This is a genomic window from Pseudomonas sp. KH_046_2 (assembly GCF_057838985.1).
The window spans coordinates 95,434-116,759 of the sequence record NZ_JBYQOW010000002.1 but is presented as its reverse complement, the minus strand read 5'-3'; the positions used below and the strand labels follow the sequence as shown (position 1 = coordinate 116,759).

General features: G+C 53.8%; 31 protein-coding genes. 4 read left to right on the top strand and 27 right to left on the bottom strand.

Annotation, left to right across the window (positions count from 1 at the left end; all coding sequences use genetic code 11):
* Positions 1–74: 74 nt before the first annotated feature.
* The 5 genes from AC3IX1_RS29305 to AC3IX1_RS29285 form a co-directional block, all read right to left on the bottom strand.
* Complete coding sequence (locus AC3IX1_RS29305) at positions 75–341, bottom strand: hypothetical protein (RefSeq protein WP_146013523.1); 267 nt, start codon at positions 339–341, stop codon at positions 75–77.
* A gap of 593 nt (positions 342–934) precedes the next feature.
* Positions 935–1,498: a hypothetical protein gene (locus AC3IX1_RS29300; protein WP_102599751.1), complete on the bottom strand. Its 564-nt coding sequence runs from the start codon at positions 1,496–1,498 to the stop codon at positions 935–937.
* A 258-nt stretch (positions 1,499–1,756) separates the two neighbouring features.
* The gene (locus AC3IX1_RS29295) at positions 1,757–2,251 is read right to left on the bottom strand and encodes a DUF6998 domain-containing protein (RefSeq protein ID WP_102599750.1); all 495 of its coding nucleotides are present in this window, start codon (positions 2,249–2,251) and stop codon (positions 1,757–1,759) included.
* 1,012 nt (positions 2,252–3,263) lie between these two features.
* The gene (locus tag AC3IX1_RS29290; RefSeq protein ID WP_020191003.1) at positions 3,264–3,611 is read right to left on the bottom strand and encodes a hypothetical protein; all 348 of its coding nucleotides are present in this window, start codon (positions 3,609–3,611) and stop codon (positions 3,264–3,266) included.
* Positions 3,608–3,790: a hypothetical protein gene (locus tag AC3IX1_RS29285; RefSeq protein ID WP_102599749.1), complete on the bottom strand. Its 183-nt coding sequence runs from the start codon at positions 3,788–3,790 to the stop codon at positions 3,608–3,610. Before AC3IX1_RS29285 ends, AC3IX1_RS29290 begins: the two co-directional genes overlap by 4 nt.
* A 190-nt stretch (positions 3,791–3,980) precedes the next feature.
* On the opposite strand from AC3IX1_RS29285, the gene AC3IX1_RS29280 reads away from it, so the two are divergent.
* Positions 3,981–4,673 (top strand): hypothetical protein, encoded by a 693-nt coding sequence (locus AC3IX1_RS29280; protein ID WP_102599748.1) that lies wholly within the window; start codon positions 3,981–3,983, stop codon positions 4,671–4,673.
* 89 nt (positions 4,674–4,762) lie between these two features.
* On the opposite strand, the gene AC3IX1_RS29275 is transcribed toward AC3IX1_RS29280, so the two are convergent.
* The 9 genes from AC3IX1_RS29275 to AC3IX1_RS29235 all read right to left on the bottom strand — a co-directional run bounded on the left by AC3IX1_RS29275 (position 4,763) and on the right by AC3IX1_RS29235 (position 9,166).
* Positions 4,763–5,116: a hypothetical protein gene (locus tag AC3IX1_RS29275; protein ID WP_102599747.1), complete on the bottom strand. Its 354-nt coding sequence runs from the start codon at positions 5,114–5,116 to the stop codon at positions 4,763–4,765.
* A 35-nt stretch (positions 5,117–5,151) separates the two neighbouring features.
* On the bottom strand, positions 5,152–5,415 hold the full coding sequence (locus AC3IX1_RS29270; RefSeq protein ID WP_102616827.1) for a hypothetical protein: 264 nt from the start codon (positions 5,413–5,415) through the stop codon (positions 5,152–5,154).
* Positions 5,416–5,427: 12 nt separating this feature from the next.
* Entirely contained in the window at positions 5,428–6,513 is a 1,086-nt protein-coding gene (locus tag AC3IX1_RS29265) for a hypothetical protein (protein ID WP_489388893.1), read from the bottom strand.
* Between the two features lie 28 nt (positions 6,514–6,541).
* Positions 6,542–6,844 (bottom strand): hypothetical protein, encoded by a 303-nt coding sequence (locus AC3IX1_RS29260; protein WP_138985801.1) that lies wholly within the window; start codon positions 6,842–6,844, stop codon positions 6,542–6,544.
* A gap of 138 nt (positions 6,845–6,982) precedes the next feature.
* Positions 6,983–7,264 carry a hypothetical protein gene (locus tag AC3IX1_RS29255; protein ID WP_100226637.1) on the bottom strand — a complete coding sequence of 94 codons (282 nt, stop codon included), beginning with the start codon at positions 7,262–7,264 and terminating at the stop codon, positions 6,983–6,985.
* Between the two features lie 87 nt (positions 7,265–7,351).
* Positions 7,352–7,588, bottom strand: a complete 237-nt coding sequence (locus tag AC3IX1_RS29250) for a hypothetical protein (protein ID WP_020191010.1) — start codon at positions 7,586–7,588, stop codon at positions 7,352–7,354.
* A 287-nt stretch (positions 7,589–7,875) separates the two neighbouring features.
* Entirely contained in the window at positions 7,876–8,097 is a 222-nt protein-coding gene (locus tag AC3IX1_RS29245; protein ID WP_102599829.1) for a hypothetical protein, read from the bottom strand.
* A gap of 89 nt (positions 8,098–8,186) precedes the next feature.
* Positions 8,187–8,504 carry a hypothetical protein gene (locus tag AC3IX1_RS29240; RefSeq protein ID WP_102599830.1) on the bottom strand — a complete coding sequence of 106 codons (318 nt, stop codon included), beginning with the start codon at positions 8,502–8,504 and terminating at the stop codon, positions 8,187–8,189.
* A gap of 89 nt (positions 8,505–8,593) precedes the next feature.
* The gene (locus AC3IX1_RS29235) at positions 8,594–9,166 is read right to left on the bottom strand and encodes a hypothetical protein (protein WP_102599831.1); all 573 of its coding nucleotides are present in this window, start codon (positions 9,164–9,166) and stop codon (positions 8,594–8,596) included.
* A gap of 369 nt (positions 9,167–9,535) precedes the next feature.
* Here AC3IX1_RS29235 and AC3IX1_RS29230 point away from each other — a divergent pair, with 369 nt between their 5' ends.
* On the top strand, positions 9,536–10,534 hold the full coding sequence (locus AC3IX1_RS29230; protein WP_102599832.1) for a DUF7007 domain-containing protein: 999 nt from the start codon (positions 9,536–9,538) through the stop codon (positions 10,532–10,534).
* A gap of 141 nt (positions 10,535–10,675) precedes the next feature.
* Here AC3IX1_RS29230 and AC3IX1_RS29225 read toward each other — a convergent pair whose 3' ends face one another.
* The 5 genes from AC3IX1_RS29225 to AC3IX1_RS29205 all read right to left on the bottom strand — a co-directional run bounded on the left by AC3IX1_RS29225 (position 10,676) and on the right by AC3IX1_RS29205 (position 13,917).
* On the bottom strand, positions 10,676–10,906 hold the full coding sequence (locus tag AC3IX1_RS29225) for a hypothetical protein (protein ID WP_020190740.1): 231 nt from the start codon (positions 10,904–10,906) through the stop codon (positions 10,676–10,678).
* Positions 10,903–11,349 (bottom strand): hypothetical protein, encoded by a 447-nt coding sequence (locus AC3IX1_RS29220; protein WP_102599833.1) that lies wholly within the window; start codon positions 11,347–11,349, stop codon positions 10,903–10,905. Before AC3IX1_RS29220 ends, AC3IX1_RS29225 begins: the two co-directional genes overlap by 4 nt.
* Positions 11,350–11,524: 175 nt before the next feature.
* A complete protein-coding gene (locus tag AC3IX1_RS29215; RefSeq protein WP_020190742.1) occupies positions 11,525–12,280 on the bottom strand; it encodes a hypothetical protein in 756 nt (251 codons plus the stop codon).
* Positions 12,281–12,377: 97 nt separating this feature from the next.
* Positions 12,378–12,701, bottom strand: a complete 324-nt coding sequence (locus tag AC3IX1_RS29210) for a hypothetical protein (protein ID WP_029615395.1) — start codon at positions 12,699–12,701, stop codon at positions 12,378–12,380.
* Between the two features lie 790 nt (positions 12,702–13,491).
* A complete protein-coding gene (locus AC3IX1_RS29205; protein ID WP_146013516.1) occupies positions 13,492–13,917 on the bottom strand; it encodes a hypothetical protein in 426 nt (141 codons plus the stop codon).
* A 200-nt stretch (positions 13,918–14,117) separates the two neighbouring features.
* Here AC3IX1_RS29205 and AC3IX1_RS29200 point away from each other — a divergent pair, with 200 nt between their 5' ends.
* Entirely contained in the window at positions 14,118–15,221 is a 1,104-nt protein-coding gene (locus AC3IX1_RS29200) for a hypothetical protein (RefSeq protein WP_207235068.1), read from the top strand.
* A 167-nt stretch (positions 15,222–15,388) separates the two neighbouring features.
* Here the strand turns inward: AC3IX1_RS29200 and AC3IX1_RS29195 are convergent, their stop codons facing one another.
* The 4 genes from AC3IX1_RS29195 to AC3IX1_RS29180 form a co-directional block, all read right to left on the bottom strand.
* Complete coding sequence (locus tag AC3IX1_RS29195; protein ID WP_489388892.1) at positions 15,389–17,266, bottom strand: phosphoadenosine phosphosulfate reductase domain-containing protein; 1,878 nt, start codon at positions 17,264–17,266, stop codon at positions 15,389–15,391.
* 182 nt (positions 17,267–17,448) lie between these two features.
* On the bottom strand, positions 17,449–17,610 hold the full coding sequence (locus AC3IX1_RS29190) for a hypothetical protein (protein ID WP_153437711.1): 162 nt from the start codon (positions 17,608–17,610) through the stop codon (positions 17,449–17,451).
* A gap of 321 nt (positions 17,611–17,931) precedes the next feature.
* On the bottom strand, positions 17,932–18,297 hold the full coding sequence (locus tag AC3IX1_RS29185; protein ID WP_489388891.1) for a hypothetical protein: 366 nt from the start codon (positions 18,295–18,297) through the stop codon (positions 17,932–17,934).
* Between the two features lie 287 nt (positions 18,298–18,584).
* A complete protein-coding gene (locus AC3IX1_RS29180; RefSeq protein WP_489388890.1) occupies positions 18,585–18,839 on the bottom strand; it encodes a hypothetical protein in 255 nt (84 codons plus the stop codon).
* Between the two features lie 40 nt (positions 18,840–18,879).
* Between AC3IX1_RS29180 and AC3IX1_RS29175 the strand changes: the two genes are divergently transcribed.
* On the top strand, positions 18,880–19,053 hold the full coding sequence (locus tag AC3IX1_RS29175) for a hypothetical protein (protein ID WP_489388889.1): 174 nt from the start codon (positions 18,880–18,882) through the stop codon (positions 19,051–19,053).
* 122 nt (positions 19,054–19,175) lie between these two features.
* On the opposite strand, the gene AC3IX1_RS29170 is transcribed toward AC3IX1_RS29175, so the two are convergent.
* From AC3IX1_RS29170 to AC3IX1_RS29155, 4 genes are all read right to left on the bottom strand, one after another.
* Complete coding sequence (locus AC3IX1_RS29170; protein WP_489388888.1) at positions 19,176–19,934, bottom strand: hypothetical protein; 759 nt, start codon at positions 19,932–19,934, stop codon at positions 19,176–19,178.
* Positions 19,935–20,093: 159 nt separating this feature from the next.
* Positions 20,094–20,336: a hypothetical protein gene (locus AC3IX1_RS29165; protein WP_489388887.1), complete on the bottom strand. Its 243-nt coding sequence runs from the start codon at positions 20,334–20,336 to the stop codon at positions 20,094–20,096.
* A gap of 333 nt (positions 20,337–20,669) precedes the next feature.
* Positions 20,670–21,089: a hypothetical protein gene (locus AC3IX1_RS29160; RefSeq protein ID WP_489388886.1), complete on the bottom strand. Its 420-nt coding sequence runs from the start codon at positions 21,087–21,089 to the stop codon at positions 20,670–20,672.
* A 12-nt stretch (positions 21,090–21,101) separates the two neighbouring features.
* On the bottom strand, positions 21,102–21,326 hold the full coding sequence (locus AC3IX1_RS29155) for a hypothetical protein (RefSeq protein WP_489388885.1): 225 nt from the start codon (positions 21,324–21,326) through the stop codon (positions 21,102–21,104).

The following is a 21,326-nucleotide window of genomic DNA, read 5'->3' as shown; positions in this document are numbered from 1 at the left end:
GGTAAAGCCATCGACAGTAGCGGTTGGCCTGCCGAGCAAGGCGCTGTTTGTGACAATTGCCAAGGGTGCGAAAGCTATTCGGCAAACATGGGCTTGGCCGCTGCTGGAGTTGAGTTGGTGGCATCTGATGCAGGAAAAGGACTCGCCTTGATTTGGCGTTGCCCAGGCTGCGGCATCTCGGTCAGCGAATCGACAACACCACTGGATTCAATTGAGACCGCCAGGATCGTGCAAAAAGACCCGCTCTGCTGGCGCTGCCGAAAGTAATCGAGGAATGCATTCATGACCGAACAAGACGAAGAAAAGTACATAGCGATCATGGCGGGGGTCGATTCTGCCATGTTGGCTCATGAAAGCCGCCGGCCTGAGCCCATGTGTCACTTCAAAGCCATGACAGCACTGGGACGACTCGCATCCAGCGTCTGATGATGTTTGGTACGAGTGTGACCATTGTGGCCACACCGAGGACAGCACCGTTGCATGGTCGGAGGTCAGGGCCCGCGAAGCAGTCAGTGCGAAAACCGGTAGCTCGCTATGACGGCAATCGTGAATAATTGCGGATGTTGAGGTCCGGCAATAGGAAGCAAGGGAATTTATGAAACAACGATGTAAAGAGTCGAACCACCGTTGGAAGAACAACGGGGAAGAATTCATCAAAATCGACTTGATGACCCAACCACAGATTTGCATGCGGTGTGATGCCACACGGGATTACGTTGCGTCGATGTCAAGCGATGAGAAGAAAAAAGCGCCTTGGGTATGGATTGCAATAGCCGCGTTAATTTTGACCCCAATTCTCTACCTGATTTTGCACAAATAGTCATCTAGTCAGTGCATTGAGCAGCTCCTGCCCAATGCACCACACATACCAAAGTCGCACCCTATCTTGGACAGTTCTCGCCACCCTCACAGAGGCTGAGATGGTGATTTCCCATCAGTAACCTTGGCATACGCTGCGATCAGGCATCAGTTCGCCTGCACGGTGCTTCTGGGCACATACGGAAACCTCCACACCATATGGCAGCGGCAGGTGCACGACCTCCCCGTAGGCCACCTCGATCCTCTTCGCAATCACCTGGTTAGCTTGCAAAGCCTGCACATCCGCCGGCACCTCCTGCTTGTATTGCTGGCCCTTGGCGTTGAACGAATAACTGCGTCCAACCTGGAAGTTCAGGTTGATTGCCACAATTGCGCTGGTTGCGTTCTGCGAGATGATTTCGGCGGTGCCTTTGATCACCCCAATGCCCAACGAACATTCTGTTTTAGATGGGTTACAAGCACGCAACTCCATCGCAGGAAAGCTGAGGCGTGTCGCCTCTCCCGAGGACTCTCGAACATCCAATCGCCCCCCGACACCATGCTCGTGCTGGCCGGAAATATCCGGACCGTATGCGGACACCGTAACTACGGCTGCGTCTTTCGGCGTAGTTGTACCACCTGCACAACCAGCAACCATGACGACGGCGAACAAAGCGGCGAATCGAAAACCCATTTGCATATAGCGACATCCCTAAATTAATTGGTCACGTCTGCCGTGATGGCCGGCGCTCAGCAACCATATAGCTACGTTTCCCCGATTTCATCCGAATAGCGTGTAAATTCGAAGCCCAAAAAAACCCGACCTTGGCCGGGTTTACAATCGTCAAAACTTTCAACGAGTCAGGCGATTTCCTGTCCATACACACGACGCATCAGATGGTTACGCCTGCACAAATCAGAGATAAGGGGGGCAGGTAAAAACGTCGAGTGTGAGTTTTTACTGGCGTGACCAGCGCAACCGTGAGATCGCCTTGAACTGAGATATTCCGACTGATCCCCTCTCATTCCGTGCTTTTGAGCCAGGCCTGGTCAACAACTCTTCTATCGCAGGTCGTTCTGCCTCATAGATCGCGAATGCATTCAGGTCGGAATCCAGCAGAACCAACTGAACAACGTCGAACGGCTGCCTGAGATCGATAGAGCCGACCCTGCCAACAACTCTCTTCAAGTTGGTAATCACGCGCCCCTTGATTTGCACCTGGACAGGAATGCCATCCCTTATTTCCGTGGCATCGTACCCGGCTGTACGCGCCGCATGCAGATCCAAACCAAGGATCGCGGCAGCCTCACATTCGGCAATTTCACCGGTGATACCTAACGGCTTCCCAGTCAGCTGCTGATATCGGGTGGCTAGGCGTTTTGCCTGTTTCAAAAGCTCTAGCAACTCAGCACGATCAGATTCAGGCGGTATCTGTACATCGGGTTGGGTCATGGTGAATTGCCCTTAATGGCGTGCTGGTTAGGCAAAAAAAAACCGCTCCAGCGAGGCTGAAGCGGCCACCTGTGGACCTTAAAGGTCGTCTAAGTGATCCCGCAGGAACTGGTACAAGCGAAACGCTTGAAACACCCTCCATGCGGAGTCCAACGTACGTCGTGCAAACTTGTACATACTGGGCCCTCCCATTGGTTGGGCCAATCTCCAGTGCGCTTACCGGAACACGCGCACCTTCGGGAAAACTTGCACCAAGTGTTCCCTGTGAAATGGCTGGATTTGAGGCCTCCCGAGTCGATCCGGCACGGGTTCCTAATCCGTGTCGAGAGGGCCAAACTTAATGCGTAATTTGTGGCGAATCATGCCGCGCTGCGAGATCAATGGCCGAGCAACCACCAGCACCGCTAGTCGCTAATATTGCGCGTAGTGGTACCACCTGTGTAAGCTTGACGACGCACCAAGTGTTCCCTGTGAACAAGCAAGCCGGCTTCCTACCGTGACTTGCTACGAAGAAACCGCCCTCCTACGGCGGTTTTTTTGTGCCTCTCGTTGGCGTTTGAAATCCAGTCAACTCGCGGTGCTGAGGTTGTACTTCAGTGCCTGTAGTGGCTGCGCTGAATATGGCGCAATTATATGGATGTTTTTCAGCCGGTGGTGGGGCGAATCCGCGCATGGAGCGGACGAGACGGAGGGTTTTTCGGTCGGAGCGAGGGTTTACAGGGCTTTGGCTGAATGTCGCGGGTGCAGATTTTTTTTCATAAATTTTTACGGGCAGTTTTTTTGTTCAAAAAACAACCAAAAATGGCATATTTACACTACATGTTGTGTTTCAAGGATGGCGTCAGGTTTCAAATGCCTCTCAGCCGCTTCTAACACTCGGCGGCCGCACGCGTGCCCCTCCTTAACCAAGCACCAGCATGAAAAAACCCCGGCCATCTCAAGACGGTCGGGGTGGGTGTCGCGTTCAAAAAAAGTTGAATTCCGGTCACCTGAAGTTTTGCGGGAACAGCAGTTACTCGTGCCCTATGGAATAGCCATGATCCAGCGATGGCCACCCTCTACGGGTCAGGATTCCATTGACGTCAATGTACCCTCCCGATTCGTTCTGCCACCGTACTGAGTAATACCGCTCACTCGAAGGCAGTTCAGCATCCATCGTGTACACGGTGAGTTTCCAACCCTCGACAGCCTTGGCGAACCCGGCATCATCAAGGCGTTGAAGCGCATAACGAGCCAAGCGAAAGGCCAACCCCTGAGTTATTACCTTGTCGGTGATATGCAGGTGATCTGGAAGCTTTTGCCCCACCATGGTGAAACGCGATTCGCCACGCTGGTAGACCTCAGTGACAACACTATTCATACGTCCTCCTGGGAGGCCGGGTGCTCTGAGTCCATCATGCTTTTGAAGTCGGCGGCTTTTTTCTTCGATGAAAAATGGTAGAGAACAGGATCCTCTGACGGATCCGCTTTGGTGTCTTCAACCATCCACGGTTTTTTCGGGCTGGAACTTGGGCGAAGCTGGAATCGCTCGTTTTGCATGGTCACATCTCCCTGAGAATTAACTTCGTACCAGAGAGATGCGCAACACTGGCTCAGAAATGGGCCGAGCCTCTTCCTGTACCGCCGGAAGAAGTCTCACGAGGTCAACGCAGAAGAGCCTCTTCGACGTACCGCGACACGCAGGCGTTTGCTACCCTTGCAAGTCATCGCCTGAGAGGAAATCGACTACATGAGCAGAACAAACGACTACGTTCACCAGGCGAGCGACCTACTGGCACGCATTGGTGTTTACCAGCCTTCAGAGGGCGTGTGGGCCTTCACTGACGTGGACACTGCCAGCCAGGCTTACATCCATCACTCCGCACAACCAGCTGCACTCGTCGCATACGCAGCCGTGAACCCTACGTTCGCTGCGGGACGATTTCCGGGCTGGACACTGGTAGATATGGTCGACAAGGTCCCCTGCATGGATGCCATCGAACATTCTGCCCTGGCGATGGTATGCGGCACTCCTGCACCGACCTTCCCTAGCGCCGAGGTGCGAGGGGAGATTTTCGGTCGCACGGCCTGGGGCATCGTTGAGAATTACGCGCTTGAAGGGTGTTTTGAGTGTGTTCGCGAATACGGTAGTGAGGGTAGCCACTTTACCCTGCGACCCCGTGGTTTCGACTGGGCAGGCGGGCTAGGCCCTATTCCTGAAGCACTGAAAGCTATGCGCAAGAGCTATCGGGCGATGACGCCACTGCAACAAGTGATGGTTCTGACAATCCTGCACTTGTTTCACCAGGGCAAGGATAAAGACTTTTTGATCGGAGGTTGCCCGACACGCGTCCTCGCCGCGGACGCTATGAGTATTCTGCGTGACAATGGATCAGCACTACCTACTTGGGGGCGGCTGGTGTCGCATTACGCGGGATGGTGATGAGGGTAACCGCCCTGGGTAACGCGGCTCCGTAAGTGATTCCTGAGTGGCTGGTGCGAGCCCGTATTGCCAGTGCTGCAAGAGGCACTTCAGGACCTGAGTTTATTCAACGCATCAGCGGCAAACAGCGATTCGCCCGAGCGGTAGAACGGCCAAAACATAAACCCGCATCGGTAGCGCATCGGTTGCTGGGCATCTTTCCCGGGTGCAACCTCGAGCCAATCACCCGCTGAACAATTCACATCGGCGATTCGGGCGTTGGCCAAATTTATTCTGCCCACGACCTGGTCAACCCATACCATGCGATCCGCCAACAATCCAACTGCCACGACAGCAGCCAGGCCGATCTTCACGACCGTGGCAAGGTTCGACTTTTTTTCCACTGTAACCATCGGCATTCCATTTTTCTGCGGATGAACCATGAGTGCCCGGAGCGCCAGCATTGAAAGGCAATCCTGAGCAGATTCAGGTCGCGATTCTACATTGATTCAGGCACCGGCGTGAGCATCAGCATGCTGCACGCTGATAGGTAGAGTTCGTCGCTGACCGCGCCTGCATGCAAACCTTTTTTAGGGAATGGGAACTGGGCGAATTTTCCGCCGCTGTGCGTGATGTGAATTACGCGCATCGACCCAGCACCAACCCGGCGTCCTTTTACCGTTTCCACTGCAAGTAATGGGTGATGCTCTTGCAGCGTGGCCAGGAGCCTCCGAGCAAAATGCGCTTCGCTATGAGTGGTCACCGCTGGGGGCTCCTATGATCGACTGTATGAGGGCGATATATGGCTCATCAGTTCATCGATTTCGCCAGCAGTAGGAGTGTATGCAGGCTCAAATCGGCCACTTTCACCGGCGAACACGTACTTTGAACAGAGGCATTCATCATGCGACTGGTCACAGTTCAAGCAAGGGGGGTTGCAGAGTTCGATCATTTGATCGATCGCCGTTGATGGGTCAAAGGGATCGTAGATATCAAGGTACGACGAGCTCTCCGCAACGATGTATTCGCCCCTAGCGAAACTCACAACGTCGTCTGTGCCTTCAAATTCCCAGTTCGACAAGGCTCTCAGGGCGGGCAAGAGCACCACACGACAGTAGTCGAATCGGTACTCCTCAAGGTGACACAAAACGCGCCCCTCCTCCTCCACCAAACTCTGAAACGAAATCTGCCCGTAGCGTTCGCCCAGACCTTTGTACCGGGCCGGGTTGATTCGAATATGCTTGAGCGCGTTGTTGATCCCGTCGACCAGTTCCATCTTCCGATTAGCAAGATAAGCTCCTGGAACTGAGAACTTTGCATCGAACGTCGCGACCAGATCTCTGCGGGTTTCTGTTATCCCGTCGGCCGCTCGCACTGCCTGCAAGTAATCAACGCTGTGAGCCAAGATCAGATTTGCACCGAACGCCTGGTGGAGCTTGGTCTCATTTTTTCTGACCATTGCCTCCAAATCGTCCTTCGCAGGCTCAAGGATGTAATTGATGAAATGTTGGAAATCTTCACATGCCTGTTCAAGGGTCGAGGTTTGCTGGACAGCCGCTGGCTCGACTTTTAACGAAGAGACCACACTTTGGGGGTTGTTGGATTTCTCGGCAGCTTTCAAATCTACCGACGCACCCGTAGCAGGTTCTGGGGGCCGCCATTCCAGCCCTCCACCAAACAATTTGGCAGCAGCGGACTTCGCACCTCGAAGGGTTTGATCGTGGCGTGGCAACTCCAAGTAAGCCGGACTACCACGGCGATCCAGATTGCAGTCAAGGGTGAATGGTTTGTCGAAGCGGTTAGCTACCCTGATGTACAAATTATCTCCGCCGATCGCCGCAACAAACATCACGTCACTCATGACAACACTCCTCAATGAAAAGTAGGACTCAGGCGCACTTGAACATGGTTGGGAGCGCCAACAGGTAGGCGATACCGGTGATTACCGCGGCCATGAGAGACAGAACGAAGTTCAACTGGTCTTTTCTACTCCACGTTCTGAAGCCGGTAGACACGTATTGATCGGTTGTCAGCTGGCCAGAAAACAACAGGATCGAGAAAAAAGTACTAAAGGCGCCTACGCCAAGAGCCGGGTTATGCCAACCAACCCAGAGAGAGACGAAAACGCAGAACGCCGCGACCGGCCAGAAAAAATGCCGAACGGCCGATTTACCCATTTCCTGATTACTCACTTATCTAGTTCCCCACCATGCGGGCGCAGAAAGTAGCGCCCCTCTACTGACTCAACCCCGCACGGGCAGGGATATCGGCGGGCTCTTGAACGGCGGCGCCAGGCACATCTGCTTATCCAGCGAAATACCGCTACCAGATCACCCCGCTGGCGCGACTAACGCCCCCGCAAGAACCATTTTTGCTCCTGCACGTTTAATAATTGGACCCCAGTCTTCTAGCGTATAAACCGGGCCGGTCTTTGATATCTGGACCCCCGCCTGCTCGCCAGCCTGGATAATTAGATTGGAGACCGTCTTCTTATCGATGCCGGTTCTTTCAACGAGTTTCACCAACGTCGCATCAGGAATGGCGTCGATCGCAGCTAGCACAGAAAGCATGCGCCGCAGGTCACCTTTTGGATAGCTCACAACATTGGTCATTGAACTGCTCTGAGGTGCGATTAATGCACCTATTCTAGACAGTGATAGTTGCCGTTGTCACGCTCAAAACTCGAGCGCAAACACGCGTCAGAACGGATCTTGAGGGGGGTATGCTTTCGACTCGGTTTCGTCCGGCGAATCATCCAGCCCGACGTTCATGAGGAGATGGAAGTACTCGTCGGCAGTTACCCTCGCCAAGGCTTCGTCTTCATGCCGGTCCATGAACCAGGGAAAATCGATGACTTCCTCATTGACCTCATCGGCGGGTACTCCAAGTTCGATAAGGCGATCGGCAACGACTGCAATCCATTGGTTGTACTGCATGGGTACTCCTGGCGCCATTGGCGGCATTACGCAACGGGTTAAAGCATCGTGGTACTGGCCTGCAATGTAAGCCACCTCTTGCGCTTCGCAAGCGCGTCTCCGCCGACCACACGAGCATCCCACTTCTAACCCGCGTTCGACGCCCAGGCAGCGGTACAGGAGCCCTCAAGAATCATTTGTTCAATCGTCACTGGTGTTTCCATGTGTCTGTAGCTCCGTGATCAGTTTGGGGGAGCAATCGCCACTGCCGGGGGCCGCGATAGGATCACTTACGAACCTATGTGAAATCAGTTGGGCTTACTGAGGCCTATCAACGTCATGCCGGGTTGCTGATTCACCAAATGCAGCTGCTGCTTATCGGCCTCATTCAGTTCCGAGCAATCCAGTCCCTGAAAACCAGCTTGGCCAAGCATCTTTGCAGCCAGGTTTGGATCGCCCAGCCGGGACGCCGCGGCGGCGGCGACAACGAATCCATGCTCAAAATCACTGAGCGGTTTGAGTGATGCCATCGTGAATCAGTCCTAAGTCTGGGTTGGTCATCTACGGTCGCAGCCCCGCAATCGCGGAGCTCGGTGCTGTAGGGTCAAGAAATGTGGATCTACACTGCTCTCTTGTGAGCATCGAGCCGCAAAAGGATCTGGCAAGCCGGGCATTCATCGTCACGGACCATTTCGCCTTCAACCTGATCAGGACACGAGCCGTTGAACGCGTGTGCAGTGCGGCCGACCGCAATGCCCTCCAGATCATGTACCAATTCCGCCGGCACAAGTGACGTAGTGGTACGTGGCAAGGCAAGCGCAGCACGCAACTCATCACGAACAGGCTTGGCAGCTTTGAATGCAGACGCCGAATGGATCATCTGTTGGTAAGCACGCTCAACCAATGCGCGAGCCAGGGTGATGGTATCGGGGGCCATTGTGTTTTTCCATTGTCGAAATGACTGTAGAAAGCAGACTTTAGAAAATCTGCTTTCGACAGGCCCCGGCGCACCAGGGCGTATTGAGTTCAGACAGTTTGACTGTCCTCCGTCATCACCACCTTTAGAGCTTCATCGAAAGGCAGGTCCAGCTCCTCGATGAGGTGGACGGCCTCACCGAAAATATATTCCTGCTCGCAGGAGCAGTCGAATTCCTCGAAGTCCTTGTACTCCATGTGCTCGACGCCTTCTGCCAGGTTGCGATTGACCTCGCGAACGGCTCGCTGGCCCACTGTCTCGGCAGCCCTCTTGATGGCCTTGATCTTCTGCGCCCACGTCGGTAGCGAAGCCTGAACTCCAATGGTCTCATTGGCCATTACTGACTCGCTGACAACGTTCGGTCCTGCCTGTGCAGACACCTGCGCCCCCTCGCTCGGTGCCTTTTGGACAATGTCGTTCCGGGTTTCAGATGTTGCGAGGATCCGCCCGCTTTTATGCCACTTATCAGCCGTCCCGCATGCCACGTAGGAGCCGACACAGCCATAGTCATGCCGGGTTGATGCACGATCGATCATGACGCGGTCGCCGCCACGGGTGAGGTACTCACCTGGCGCATCGATGATATCCGGGAGTGTGAACAGGGGGATGAAGTAGACGCTCATGTGTGCTTCCAAAAAGGTGGCTTTGGCGAAATCATAGGTGCGTTAAACGCACCTGTAAAGCCATTTCAGGCCCCAATATCAAATTCCAGGCCGGACCCCGACCGGCAGTGGGCACACCTGAAATTGGACGCGCAACCCCGACAGGCTCCAGTCACGGTGAAGCGGCATGAGTACGTTCATAGCAGGGGGTGACGGTGGCAGGGTTCAAAACCATCGATATCTGATAAAATGGCTACGCGCTTACAGAAAGCGCCCCGCTCGCACTGGGGAAGCCGCAATGGCGCTGTGAGTCTAGATTCGACCCTATTTGTAACTCCTTACGGGTTCAAGGGGCATGCGGGCAGCTCCTTGAATTACGGAGGAGTCACCATGAAAGTTATCCCAGCAAACCTGCCGACTACCAAAAGTTTGGCGAAGTCGCTATTTGAAAATCTCGTTGATTTCCTCGATCTAGATATTAGTTTACAACAAGGTTACGAGTTGTACGCTAAAGCTCTCGGCTATAACAATTGGCATGAGCTTTCGAAAGTTGTTCAGAAAGCTCATATACCTATGTACTTGGATCTATTACCCGAAAGTGAACAAGAAGATGCTCAAATTGTTATCTGTACTAGATTAGCAGCAGAATTAGGGTTCGATTATCTTCACGGGCGTGTCTTCAACGCCGCGGAAGCATCCGGACTTGGTTACAGCCCTAAAAAAGCATCTTCACTCAAAGAGATGGTAACTCCTTGGGGAATTTACTCTGAAAAGGATATTGTAGCACCAGGTATCATCTGGTATGAGACACCAAGCCATGGTGGATATTGGTTGTCACCGGAACGCCAAGTGCAAATGGAGAAAATCGCGGGCACAACCCAGGAATGGTTCGAAGAGGACTGTGAAGCCGCAAAAGTAGAGGCTGTCTTTAAAGAATTCTTCGATCAAAAATCGGCCGCTGCTAGGTTGAGGAAAACCTTTCCAGAACTCATGAAAAGGCTGTTCAATCTTTCCCCCGAGGAATATGACGCTCAGAGGCATTCCGATGCCCTCAAAGCTTTCAGAAGCCAACCTGATATTTGGTTTGTCGTCGACCGCCTGGGCTACATGAACAAAATCCGCGAATATTCAGCGTTTGGATATTTCGCCATGAAAGGCAGCGACGCTACTCTCTGGTTTGAAGATGGCAACAAGGATGCGGTAACAAGAGGAGCATATTTTGTTACCGCACCCTCAGATTTTGAATTAATGGCTGTAGGTGAGCCACTACCAACTTCATGCCTACCTGTTCCAGTAGAGAATGACCAAAATACAGATTCAAAATCATATTTCGGCGGTCGTCTTCACACGTTGGAAGACTTCATGATTAATCGACAACGCATTGTGTGAATTAAAGATCACAGTTCTTACGCGCAATGCATCATGTCTGGCGCACATAAAAAAACCCCGGCCTAGGCCGGGGCGGATACTACGTTAACACTGAAACAAATGTCATTTCGTTGCGCATGCCCTGAATGTGTTCTAACACCTTCAGGCGCGTTCGCTGCACAGTTGCTCGTAATCCACATAGTCGAGCAGCTTGCGCAATCGCTGAAGCTCGTTCAATTCGGACCACTCAACGCCACTGAAAAACAAACCCGCAACGTCCCCAGTTTCTATGAAGCAAGTGTCCTGGACGGCTCTGACGGCATCGTCAATGTCGTCAATCACTGCGGACGCAGCAAGAAGCTGAGCAGAGGCTTTATTGATGTCGAATTTCATGCAGGAACCCCTTGCTTAACCGCCAAGTTGCGCTTTGCAAGACACGCTCGAGCCTGCTCTTTCGCTTCTGCCAACCCTTCAGAATCCGAAGGATCTTCATCCAACCAATTTTCAGCGTCTAAGGCCTCAAGTGCACTGATGCCCTCAATTGGCGTGCCCGCCTCCTGTGACAAGTTGAAGCCAGCCGGGACAATGAGTTTCCCCGTCCGCTGCGGCGTTTTAAAGTCGAGCACTACCAACGTGCCCTCCTCGATCAGTTCCTGGACCGCAAGGCGCACCTCCAAAAACATTTGGCCTCGTTCCATCGGTGACATTTGCGCTTGAAGATCGTTAAGGAACTCGCCGTACCGGTAAGGCAACCCATCAAGTAGCAGCAATGCGGATTGCTTGATGCTGGTTTTAATCCGGTCAGGGGTATCGCCTTGAGTTTGCATAGTGGTCATCGTGAACATCTCCGTTGGGATTTAACTTCGTGGCAGGAGATGGCCAACAGCGACGCAGAAATTTGCCGGCTCGTCGTACTCAGGGAGCCTTCTTCGTCGGTGAAACATCCAGGGGTGTTACTGGCTTGGGGAAAGCCAGTGAAAAAAAACCGGCTTCAAGGGGCGGTTTTTGTGGTCAGGACAATCTGTCTATTGGTTCGCTCATATCGTTGCCAATTGTCACCTTGAAGGGGTTGTATTCCTCCGGCCGTAAGGCTTCAGCTGGCTCGTAGTCCTCGGGATACAACTCGGCACCGGTGGTGCTGCTTTTGGTGCCGGCGAGCTGACTAAGGAATGATCCGGCCATAAAAGCAATTGCGCAAACCAGAAGAGCCAGGAAGCCGATACTCGGAGCGTACGCTGTGTTGAGCACACAAAAGACTCCCAGCCCGCCGAGCGTGAAAGCAGGCACCTTCATCTCCGCGTTCTTGCTGTGCGTCAGGTGCAATGCCCCCGAGGCAATAATCAAGGCCAAGGCGATATAAGCAAACATCTCGTAGCCGAAGGTCAAGGTTTTGGTGCTGCCTACAAGGACGCCAGCGAACGCCAGTACGATCGTCACCAGGTGCTTCAGCGTCCAGAGTCCGCCAGCATTGCGAATGCCCTCCTCCACCGTCCACAGTTTCTGGATGGGAGCAGGCAGTTTCTGCCCTTGCGCGAGTTCAGCAATTAGGTCAACCGCGCTCACCGCGTAGGCCACATCGGCTTGCGAAGGATTATTTTTAACTGCTATTTGGCGCAATGCGGTGATAGCGCGTCCAAAGTCGGCGGGAGCCCTGCGCAATGCATCAGCGTTGAAGCTGAACAGATCTATCGTCTCTGGCGGCAGGCCCATGTAGTGCTCAACCAGCACTTCAGCTCTTTTGACTTCTGACTCGATGATCATCTTCATTGCGAACTCTCCTTTCGACTGAGGATATCCTACCGCACCAGGTGGAAATGCAATCTGCCCGTGCAGGCTGGCAGTTGGAGCGCATTTCACAGCAGCACTACCCGATCGGCTTGATCGATACCACATCGAAAAAACGGTACTTGTCCTTTTTGGCCAACGTTTTGGCCTCCTGCTCGGCATCGAACTGGCTCAACGTATCGGCATCATGAGTGAACTCGACGGTTTCACCCTCAAATTCCTTGCTGACAAGTAACGTCACCCGGAGCTTGGGGGACCGGGGTTTATGCTTGCTACCGACAACCCGGGGTTCCGACTTCACTTTTGTCGCCGGCGCGGGTGCCTGAGGAGTGGAAGGACTGACATGTGTCTCGGTCAGGCCTAGGGCCCGACGCATTTCGTCCTCGGTGAATCCGCTGCTCATTGTCAGGGCTCCCATAACTGAGTGGTGGCTGTCGCTCGATGTTGCCAGCGAGTGAGGCCTCAAGGTGAGCACGGACGCCCACCATTCTTTCAAACGAAATTTTGTGTTGCCGACCCACGTGGAAGACGGCACCGATTGGGTAGAGCCTCCAGGTGCACGTGCCAACTGGCCTTGAAACAGAAACCACTCGCCTTGTTCTGTTTGCTCGGGACCACATGCGACATCACGGATATGTCATCGACGGATGCAGGCACTGGTGCCGGTACCAACTTAACCAGGGATCGCTGACACAACTTGCAAGTAACCCGACCAGAATCGGTAGTGCAACTGAGATTGTGATTGTTGCGTCCACAGGCGACATCGCTGCCACCAGTTGAGTAGTGAATAACCAAACCGTAAAACTCCAACCTTTGAAAATTGCCATTTTATTTTCGCACACGTTTGTAGAGAGTGCAGATCCCTTCACCGGTCAATGGGGACAAATACTTCAAATCCGACGCATCTCGAAACTCATGTAGGTGTGGCAAGATACATACATGCGGAGTGGTTGTGCTGGCAGGGAGCTTTGTCAGCTTATTCAGGGTGACAGCTTAATCGGGCTGACTTTTCGCCCCACCATCACAACCACTCTGCACTGTCCAACCGCGGCGCCAGCGTGCAACGACCGCCGACCATAACGAAGCAACTGGAAGCCCAGGGCTAAGACTCTTTTATACCCCCCAAACAATGAAAAACCCCCAGCCTCGGCCGGGGGGTAGTGTTGCGTTAAAGCTGCGAAACGAGATGCTGATCAGTAGAATTCGACTTTGCAGCACGGACCGCTATCGCCACTGACAACCAGGTGATGCCTGAAGAGCCGGGCATTGCATGACATGGACGTTCGACCATTGGCGTTCAGAAGGACACGAAGCCTTACTTCACGCACAGGCGGCACTTTGAGCTCGTTCGCGTACCAGGCCGCCAGCGACTTTTCCAAAGTGCCTAACCATTTTGTGCCCGACTTGCTGCTCTCTCCATGGTAGATGTTGAAGTTCTCGCCGCGGCGGATGTTGAGGGGGACGCAGGCGCGACGCAGAGTTGGATGTCCGATCACGTCGTAATCGCGAAAGCCATATGCGGAGCGGTGAAGTCTAGTTTGGAACTGCTCGATGTTCGTAGATGGGGTCATCGTGTTTTCTCCGAGGAAATTGAACTGGTGCTCGGAGATGTCGAACAAGAAACAAGAACACGCCCTGTATTCGATATCAGAAAGGCTTTCGCAATTCATCAGCTAAAAGGCTGCTCGTAGCCTAAGACTCTGCCGCCATCCGGGAGTGCACGAACTTTCGAAAATGGAGTCCCGGCTGCTCGCTTTCTGGATTAACCGGTGGGCGGCTGGCCGCGATGCGAACGTATGGTCAGCTAGAATGAAAACAGGTGGTCAAGTCCCTGCATTTGCTCACCAATCATTGGATGGGATCTCAAAATATCAAATCGCTACCTGCGGAATCCATTGCGGGCATTGCACCCAACGATGATGTCGAATCAGTAGGAGGTCTGGCCATGCCTGTAAGCGAAATATCAAGTAGCGCTACAACGAGGCGCCCGATCCGTTTTGATACCCCAGACGATCGCGCTCGGGGTGCATACGCTATGCGTCAGAACGGATGTACATACTGCCAAATCGCTTCGTTCTTAGGTGTGAGCACCACGCGTGCACAGCAACTCTCTAGAAAAGGGGGGTGGCTACCTGATCAACCTGTTTGGTATGACGGCTTAGACAAGCCTTTGCCGACTCTTCTTCTCAGTGCCAATTTTACGGGGCGAGATCAGGTGTATCAGGCCGTTGAAAGCGGGGAAATTAAAATTCCAGGACTAGGACCGAGGCGTTACCAAGCGTTGCGAAAATGGCTTGGAATGGAGCCAGTTCAACCTGTTTGGTATGACGGTTTAGACAAGTCTTTGCCGACTCTTCTTCTCAGTGCCAATTTTACGGGGCGAGATCAGGTGTATCAGGCCGTTGAAAGCGGGGAAATCAAAATTCCAGGACTAGGACCGAGGCGTTACCAAGCGTTGCGAGAATGGCTTGGAATGGAACCAGTTCAACCTGTTTGGTATGCCGGCTTAGACAAGGCTTTGGCGAATCTTCTTCTTAGTGCCAATTATACGGGGCGAGATCAGGTGTATCAGGCCGTTGAAAGCGGGGAAATCAAAATTCCAGGACTAACGCAGCGCCGTTACCAAGCGTTGCGGAAATGGCTTGGAATGGAACCAGTTCAACCTGTTTGGTATGACGGCTTAGACAAACCTTTAGCGAAGCTTCTTCTCAGTGCGAATTTTACGGGGCGCGATCAGGTGTCTCAGGCCGTTGAAAGCGGTGAAATCAAAATTCCAGGACTAGGGCGGGGCCGTTACCAAAGTTTGCGGAGATGGCTTTCAAAGAAAGCGAGGATCGATTACGAATTGAAAAACGAAAATGAAAGCTCTGAAAAGGCAACACTGACATTGTTTGCCTTGCTGACTGGGGAAGGCTCTCTCTAGAGCACCGCCCGGAAAAAACAGGAAAGAAGAACACGCTTGCCTTGCAGGCATAGCTTGAGATAGCGGAGTTTCACATCAAAATCACCAGCGTAGCCAGCTGGTTGTACTCACCGGCAACGCGCCATATCGGGCAAAAAAAAACCACCCCGAGAGGTGGTTCACATCATTCAAAACAGATCCATAGTGCGACCTGGATCTCCTGCCTTTAGGGCCTCAGTTTTCAGCGACTGAAGGATTGCATCGTGCTCAGCGTTGCTGATCGATAAATGACGAATGTACGAACGCAGATCGATACCACCAAGATCGCGTTCCATCCGCTGCCAGAATTGCGCCCGGCGTGCCATCTCGTCGTAGTCAGCAGCCTTGCCCCTGGCCAACTTAACCATGCCTCTGTTCAGGTAGAACTTGGCACTGTCGGTTGGCGCAAGACCTTTGGCCATCTCATAAAACGCTTCATCGAACTCGTCCACGAAACAAATTGCATCCGCCGGGTCGATATCCATCTCGTCAGATTCTTCGTAGTAAACGATGTTTCGTTCCTTGCCTTCGAAGCGGTCACGGATCGTGCGCATCGCCGGGCGTTCAGGGTAGCGGTCCTTGTTGGTGGCTTCGAGGTAGGGGTCTTGCAGACCCAGTTCCAACGCAGGGCTTTGCCAGTCATCAAGCTTGAACCATCTCTGCTCTGGAATGATGTCTTTCTCCACAGGAGCGACATCCTCGATCAGATAGCGTTTGCCAAGGACACGGATCTCGTACCACTCAGTCAGCGCCGGAAAGGCGTGATCGAAGCCGTAGCTCAGTGACCAGGCGAAGTCGATGGCCAGAAGGTTCTTTGGCGTGATGAATTGGAAGGTGATCCCACGAAGTGTCTCGTTGGATTCCGTCTTCTCCAGTTCGCCGCGGAACATGCGCGCATCGTGCTCCTCTGCCCGCTCCTCTTCCAGCACATCCAGGGTCAGCAGGTACCGCAACAGCTCACGACGCATCGCTGCGCTGTAGGCCGTCCCTGTGACGTTGATGTAGCCGGCTTCAGAGTAGGTTCGCCCGATCCAATCTCGACGCCCCATGTCCCAGCGGGTGTTGATGAGATGGTTCCTGAAACGGTTGATCCCTGTCATGTGCCCGTGCTTCTCGGGGGCCGAGGCGATCAGTGCCTCCATGGACTTGTCTCTATCACCGGTGACCGTGCACCACGCACAACCGAAGCGAGATCCGCATGCCGCCTTGTTACCACCGTCGCCGGTGATGATCGCGCACACGCCTTCATTTGCCTCTTTGTAGAGCTCCAGACACCAGTTGAAGTTGTCGACGTACGTCCGATACGGACCACCGCGCTTCGCATCGCATGCCATCAGCAGTTCCCAGACCTCTTCCATCTCCCAGTCAGCGATGATCGAGCAGTTGTAAGAACCGTGCTCATTCAGCGCCAGCCGTCCGGCCTCATCTTCGCCCCGCACACGCATGTTGGTTGCACGGGTTGTCGACTCCGATAGGCGGGTGCCCACGAACGTAACCAGCTCACCAGGATTTTGAAGTGTTGAGAGCAGCTGCTTGAGGGCCTTCTGCTGCGGACGCAGCTTCCAGTCCACGGAGCAGCTTCGGGATGCGCCGGCGAAAACCGGAAGCTTTCCACGGCCAAGGGTGGCGTAGGCAAACGACGAGGTCATCGAAGGCTGTACCTTGATCACCGTAATCGGCAGGTTGTGCCGGGCACAGTACATTTCCAGTTCGGAGATCATAGCGTCGGCATAGACGTCCATGGCCGGATTCTCGGTACCAGTGTTCGCCGTGGTTACAAATGCCGGCGGCACGTATACCCCAGCCTCCACTCGGCGTCGGATAGCCTCCAGCATCAGAATCAACACGACGCTACTGTCTTTCCCGAAGGAAACTGCCGAACAGCAGGTGTAACTCTGGTCGATCAGCTCGCCAATTCGCGCGATGCACGCTTCAGCCCGTGCCACGATCCGGGAGAAACGACCAGCACTGATCATTGTCGGGACTGGATGAAGCTCCCTGGCGGGTATGATTTGAACTGCTTGCATGGTGGATCTCCTGAGGAAGTTGGCGTTGTGCAGAGAGATGTCCAACATTCGTCAGGAAAAACGTAGGTACATTGCCAGCTCCTTGTTAGCGCGTTACCAGAAAGAAAAAACCCCGGCCAAAGAGATGGCCAGGGTGGGTGCTGCGTTTTGGGAGATTGTCCAGCAAGCTGTGCAGTTGAGCTTCAAAGGTCTTTGAGGTATTGGGAAACGGAGATCTTCTTGCCGCAGTTCACAAAGTTCTCAAGGTGGCGAGTCGCCTCCTCCTTCGTCCAACCCTTGTCAGCCATGATGCGCTTCATGAACAGACCGTTCAGATAGTTTTTGATGACTCTGGAACCATTCATAGTCGATGTCCTTGGATTGCCCAGGGTACCGGCCGTAGCAGGTAGTCGTTACGAGTAGAGGTGTTTGATGTTGTGGCAAGGGATCTCATGGAATTTCCGGCCACAAGCATCGTGAGCAACGAAACAGCCACTGTCGTCATCAGTGAAATCTATTCCCAGCCTACCGCGATCTTCAGACCTGATTGTCCCTTTTGCTCCAACCGTTGCGATCAGTTCACCGTGCAAGTTTCGGTAGTCCTGCTGAATCATGACTCTCGTGAAATTAGCCATTTACATGCTCCTAAGGGCAGGCAAGGCCGGCCTCTGGTTGCGGGTTGAAAATCAATTCGAGTCCAATCCACCTGCACGGTCGATCGCGAGCATTTCAGTGCAAAGAGCCCTGAGATCTTCAAGCTGCGTCGTCGGATCGTCCTCCACCGGGTCATAACCCACGTTGCGCTGGTACCACGCGGCCAGGTCTTTCAAGTCCATGGTGGTGAAATCAGCGTCCTCGAATTCACCGACAGGCCTATCCACCGGGTCGGCGAGTAGACTTTCTCTGTCAATCTTGACGGCAAACTCGTACTCATCACCTGGCAGCGGTGTTACCTGGAAAAACGCGGACACCAACACCAGCTTCGTGGCGAGTGCTGTAGCCTCTTGAGTGCCTGTAACCATTTTGAAAGCGAGTTGGGGGTATTTGCTCATTGCGTGCATCTCCTGAAGAAGTTGGCGTTATGTAGAGAGATGCCCAACATCCGTCAGGAAGAAATTGTGGAGTAGCATCCGATCGCACTGTGTTGTTGTCGGGGTACGAGAAAGAAAAAACCCCGGCCAAAGAGATGGCCAGGGTGGGTGCTGCGTTTACTGAAAGCTCACCACGCAACACGAACACTCATCGGAGCTGCGTGCGGTGATGGCTAACCGGAAAAGACCCCGGACATCTGTCAGTCGGGGTTTACCCTTGATCGAAACCAGAACCAACAGCCGAGGCCTCATTGGTGCGACACCAATTCAGCGGCACGGGCAGCCGGCGATGGGGTTTCTTTTATCAGTCGTGCGAGGAAAGCAACGTAACTTGCCTCCTCGTTGACATGCATGATGCAGGCGATGAACTCACGGCGTTTTTTCTCCAGCCATTGTTCCGCTTTGGCAGCGCCTTCACAGGGCACACGCCCTTCAAAAATCTTGAAGTCATCAAAAGCGACCTGTTCTGGCCAGGTGAGTTCGGTAGCGGTGAGCAGGTTCATGTTGGCGTCTCCGGGAGGATGTAGGCTTTGTATCCGGGAGATGCGCAACACCGAGCATGAAAAGCCGTCAAGGATTCCGCTCGGTGCGGCCAATGGCGTACACGCGGCGATGGCCACCGCCGTTGCAGTTCACCTCGACGACGAAACCCGAACAGATTGCTTATTCATCTGCCAACTTCAGAGCCTGCGCTATCACTTCACGCCGCTTGCTTGAGCGCTGAGCTTTGCGAGCCTTGTCCAGCAGGCGGTTCACCACCCCCATCCGAGTTGGCGTCCTACTACTTCGCACCTAGCCCCACGTTTGACGGCGGGGCTTGGGGTACCTGATGCAAGGTCCTACCTGGAGGGACCGCCCGAGGGCATCACACTGGTAATAAAAGCCGCACCCTTTAACGCCTCGGTCCAGATTTGGAGTGTTTCGACGGCTTGGGGCTGGGAGAGAATTTCGGCCCGCCGTCCATCCAAATTGCGCTGTACTTCATCCAGACACTGGGCGGGTGTAATTTTCAAGTCCAAGCTTAAGTAGTCTTTGATGGCTGATTGCATATCTGCCAAGAGACTGGATGCCTGATTTCGACGCCATTGGGTTACCGTAATGTTGGACCAACGCGGCGGTTCCTCTTGCATCACTTTGCGCAGCTGCGGGTAGCCCTTCAGATAGACCGCTGGCCCCAACACCACCCGTGCTACCAGGTACAGTTCCAGTAAACACAATTGTTCGGCCACCGTGTCCGCTGGTAGGGAGAAGTGCGTTTTGACCAGTTGCTCGGCTTCTCGCTCCCACTGCTGGCGTTGTTTGGCCACGGCTTTCTCGTCGCGGGCCTTGCGCTCTTTTGCATGCTCGACGTTGTACTTGACCGAATCCAAAAGCGTTGCGGCGTTGGTAAGCAACTCGCGTTGCTCGATAGAAAGTTTCTCGCCCAGGCGGCCAAGTAGCGAGCCGTGCTGGGTCAGAGCACGGAGTTCACGGGCAGCAGTGGTAAGGCCGGTCTGCACCTGGCGCATGTCCTTGGCGCTGTAATAGGTGCCTAGCTCCGACACCACGTCAGCCGTGATGCCTGATGCCTTGGTCAGACTGTTGGGTTTATCTGTCATGGCTCGATTACCTTTGACTCGTAACTGCATTGGTAGAGCGGCCCGGCCTGACGTTTGATTACCTTCTGACGACATGGTCATCCCAGGCAATCGGTACTCCGGGCAGCTCTCCGATGCCGCCCCGTGCGGCAGTCGGATTTTCCCGCAACAGTATAATGATCAGTTGTCTTCGGCGCCGTGCATCCGCCGGTATGCTGCCCTGGGATCACGTCCCGCCAGTTCGGCGAGCTCGGGCGCCAAAGCGTTGAGAACATCCCACGCGTGTGCAATCGCTTTGTGTTCCTCTCGGAAATACTGAATCGACACCAACTCTTCCAAAGCACGCTTGAGTCGGGCATCGGTAAGTTCAGGCACCTCTGCGCGAGGCACGTATTCGATACCGTCAATCAGAACAGTGGGCATTACTAATTTCCTACATCGGTTCAGGGACTGGTGTGAGCTGCAACATACCTCAGCGGCATTTCCTAGCGGCGTATTCGCGAAAGCACCTTGCCAAGCGCATCGCCTACTTCCATTGATATGGCTCGGTACCAAAGAGATAGCTTGGCCCGTCTAACGCGCTCAAATCCTCCCGTAAGGTCGTTTGTAATGTCTCGACCCTGCCAATGGACTTATCGAACATTTCCGTAACGTCGAGAAACTCGTTCCGTATTTGTTGAACCTCAGCAACGGTATATTCGACGTCATGACGTTTTTTTAGTACCTCGGCGGCCCCCTCCGGCGTAACCCGCTTACCTATTTGATACGGAGCTTGAGAAGTTTGTCTTGCTGGCTGTCACAGGTAGCCCCCACTGCTGTGGTTACCGCCCATGCTAACGGCTCTTCGCCCAGCTTAAGCTCGATGATTTTTTCCGAAACTTTCGTCGCCAGCTCTTCAGGGGAGAGCTTGTTGCGGCAGGTCGCCCACTCGCTGTCAGCTAAAGGCGGCTTGCTCATCTTGGCGGATACAGCCTCCGAAATTTCGCGCTGATCTGCGATCCCTTTGAGATACCAAATCATGGCCGATTTATAGGCGCTGCCGCTGTGAGGATTCAGTGCGGTGACAAAGTCCAGACCTTGCGGGTCGGAGGCCGCATGGCTTGAGAGTGAAGCGGTTAGAGCGATGAAGCACAAAGCAACAGCAAACGCATTTCGTCGCGGGTTCATAGTTTTCAAGATTATTTTCCTTCACATTTCGAGGGGGCGACGGGGGCCATCGATCCCGCTTTCGAGGTCGAACGCTTTCACCAGCATGGCTTTTGGTGCGTCGAAGTTCGGGGCCGACTCCGCATGGCACGTTGCGCCGTAGTTGTGGAAGCCGTCGCTGAAAAATACTGGACGGTCGCCGTACAGCTTGATGCTCTCTTGCAGGACTCGAACCAGTTCGGAAGCTTTCAGGGTTTCGCGTGCCAT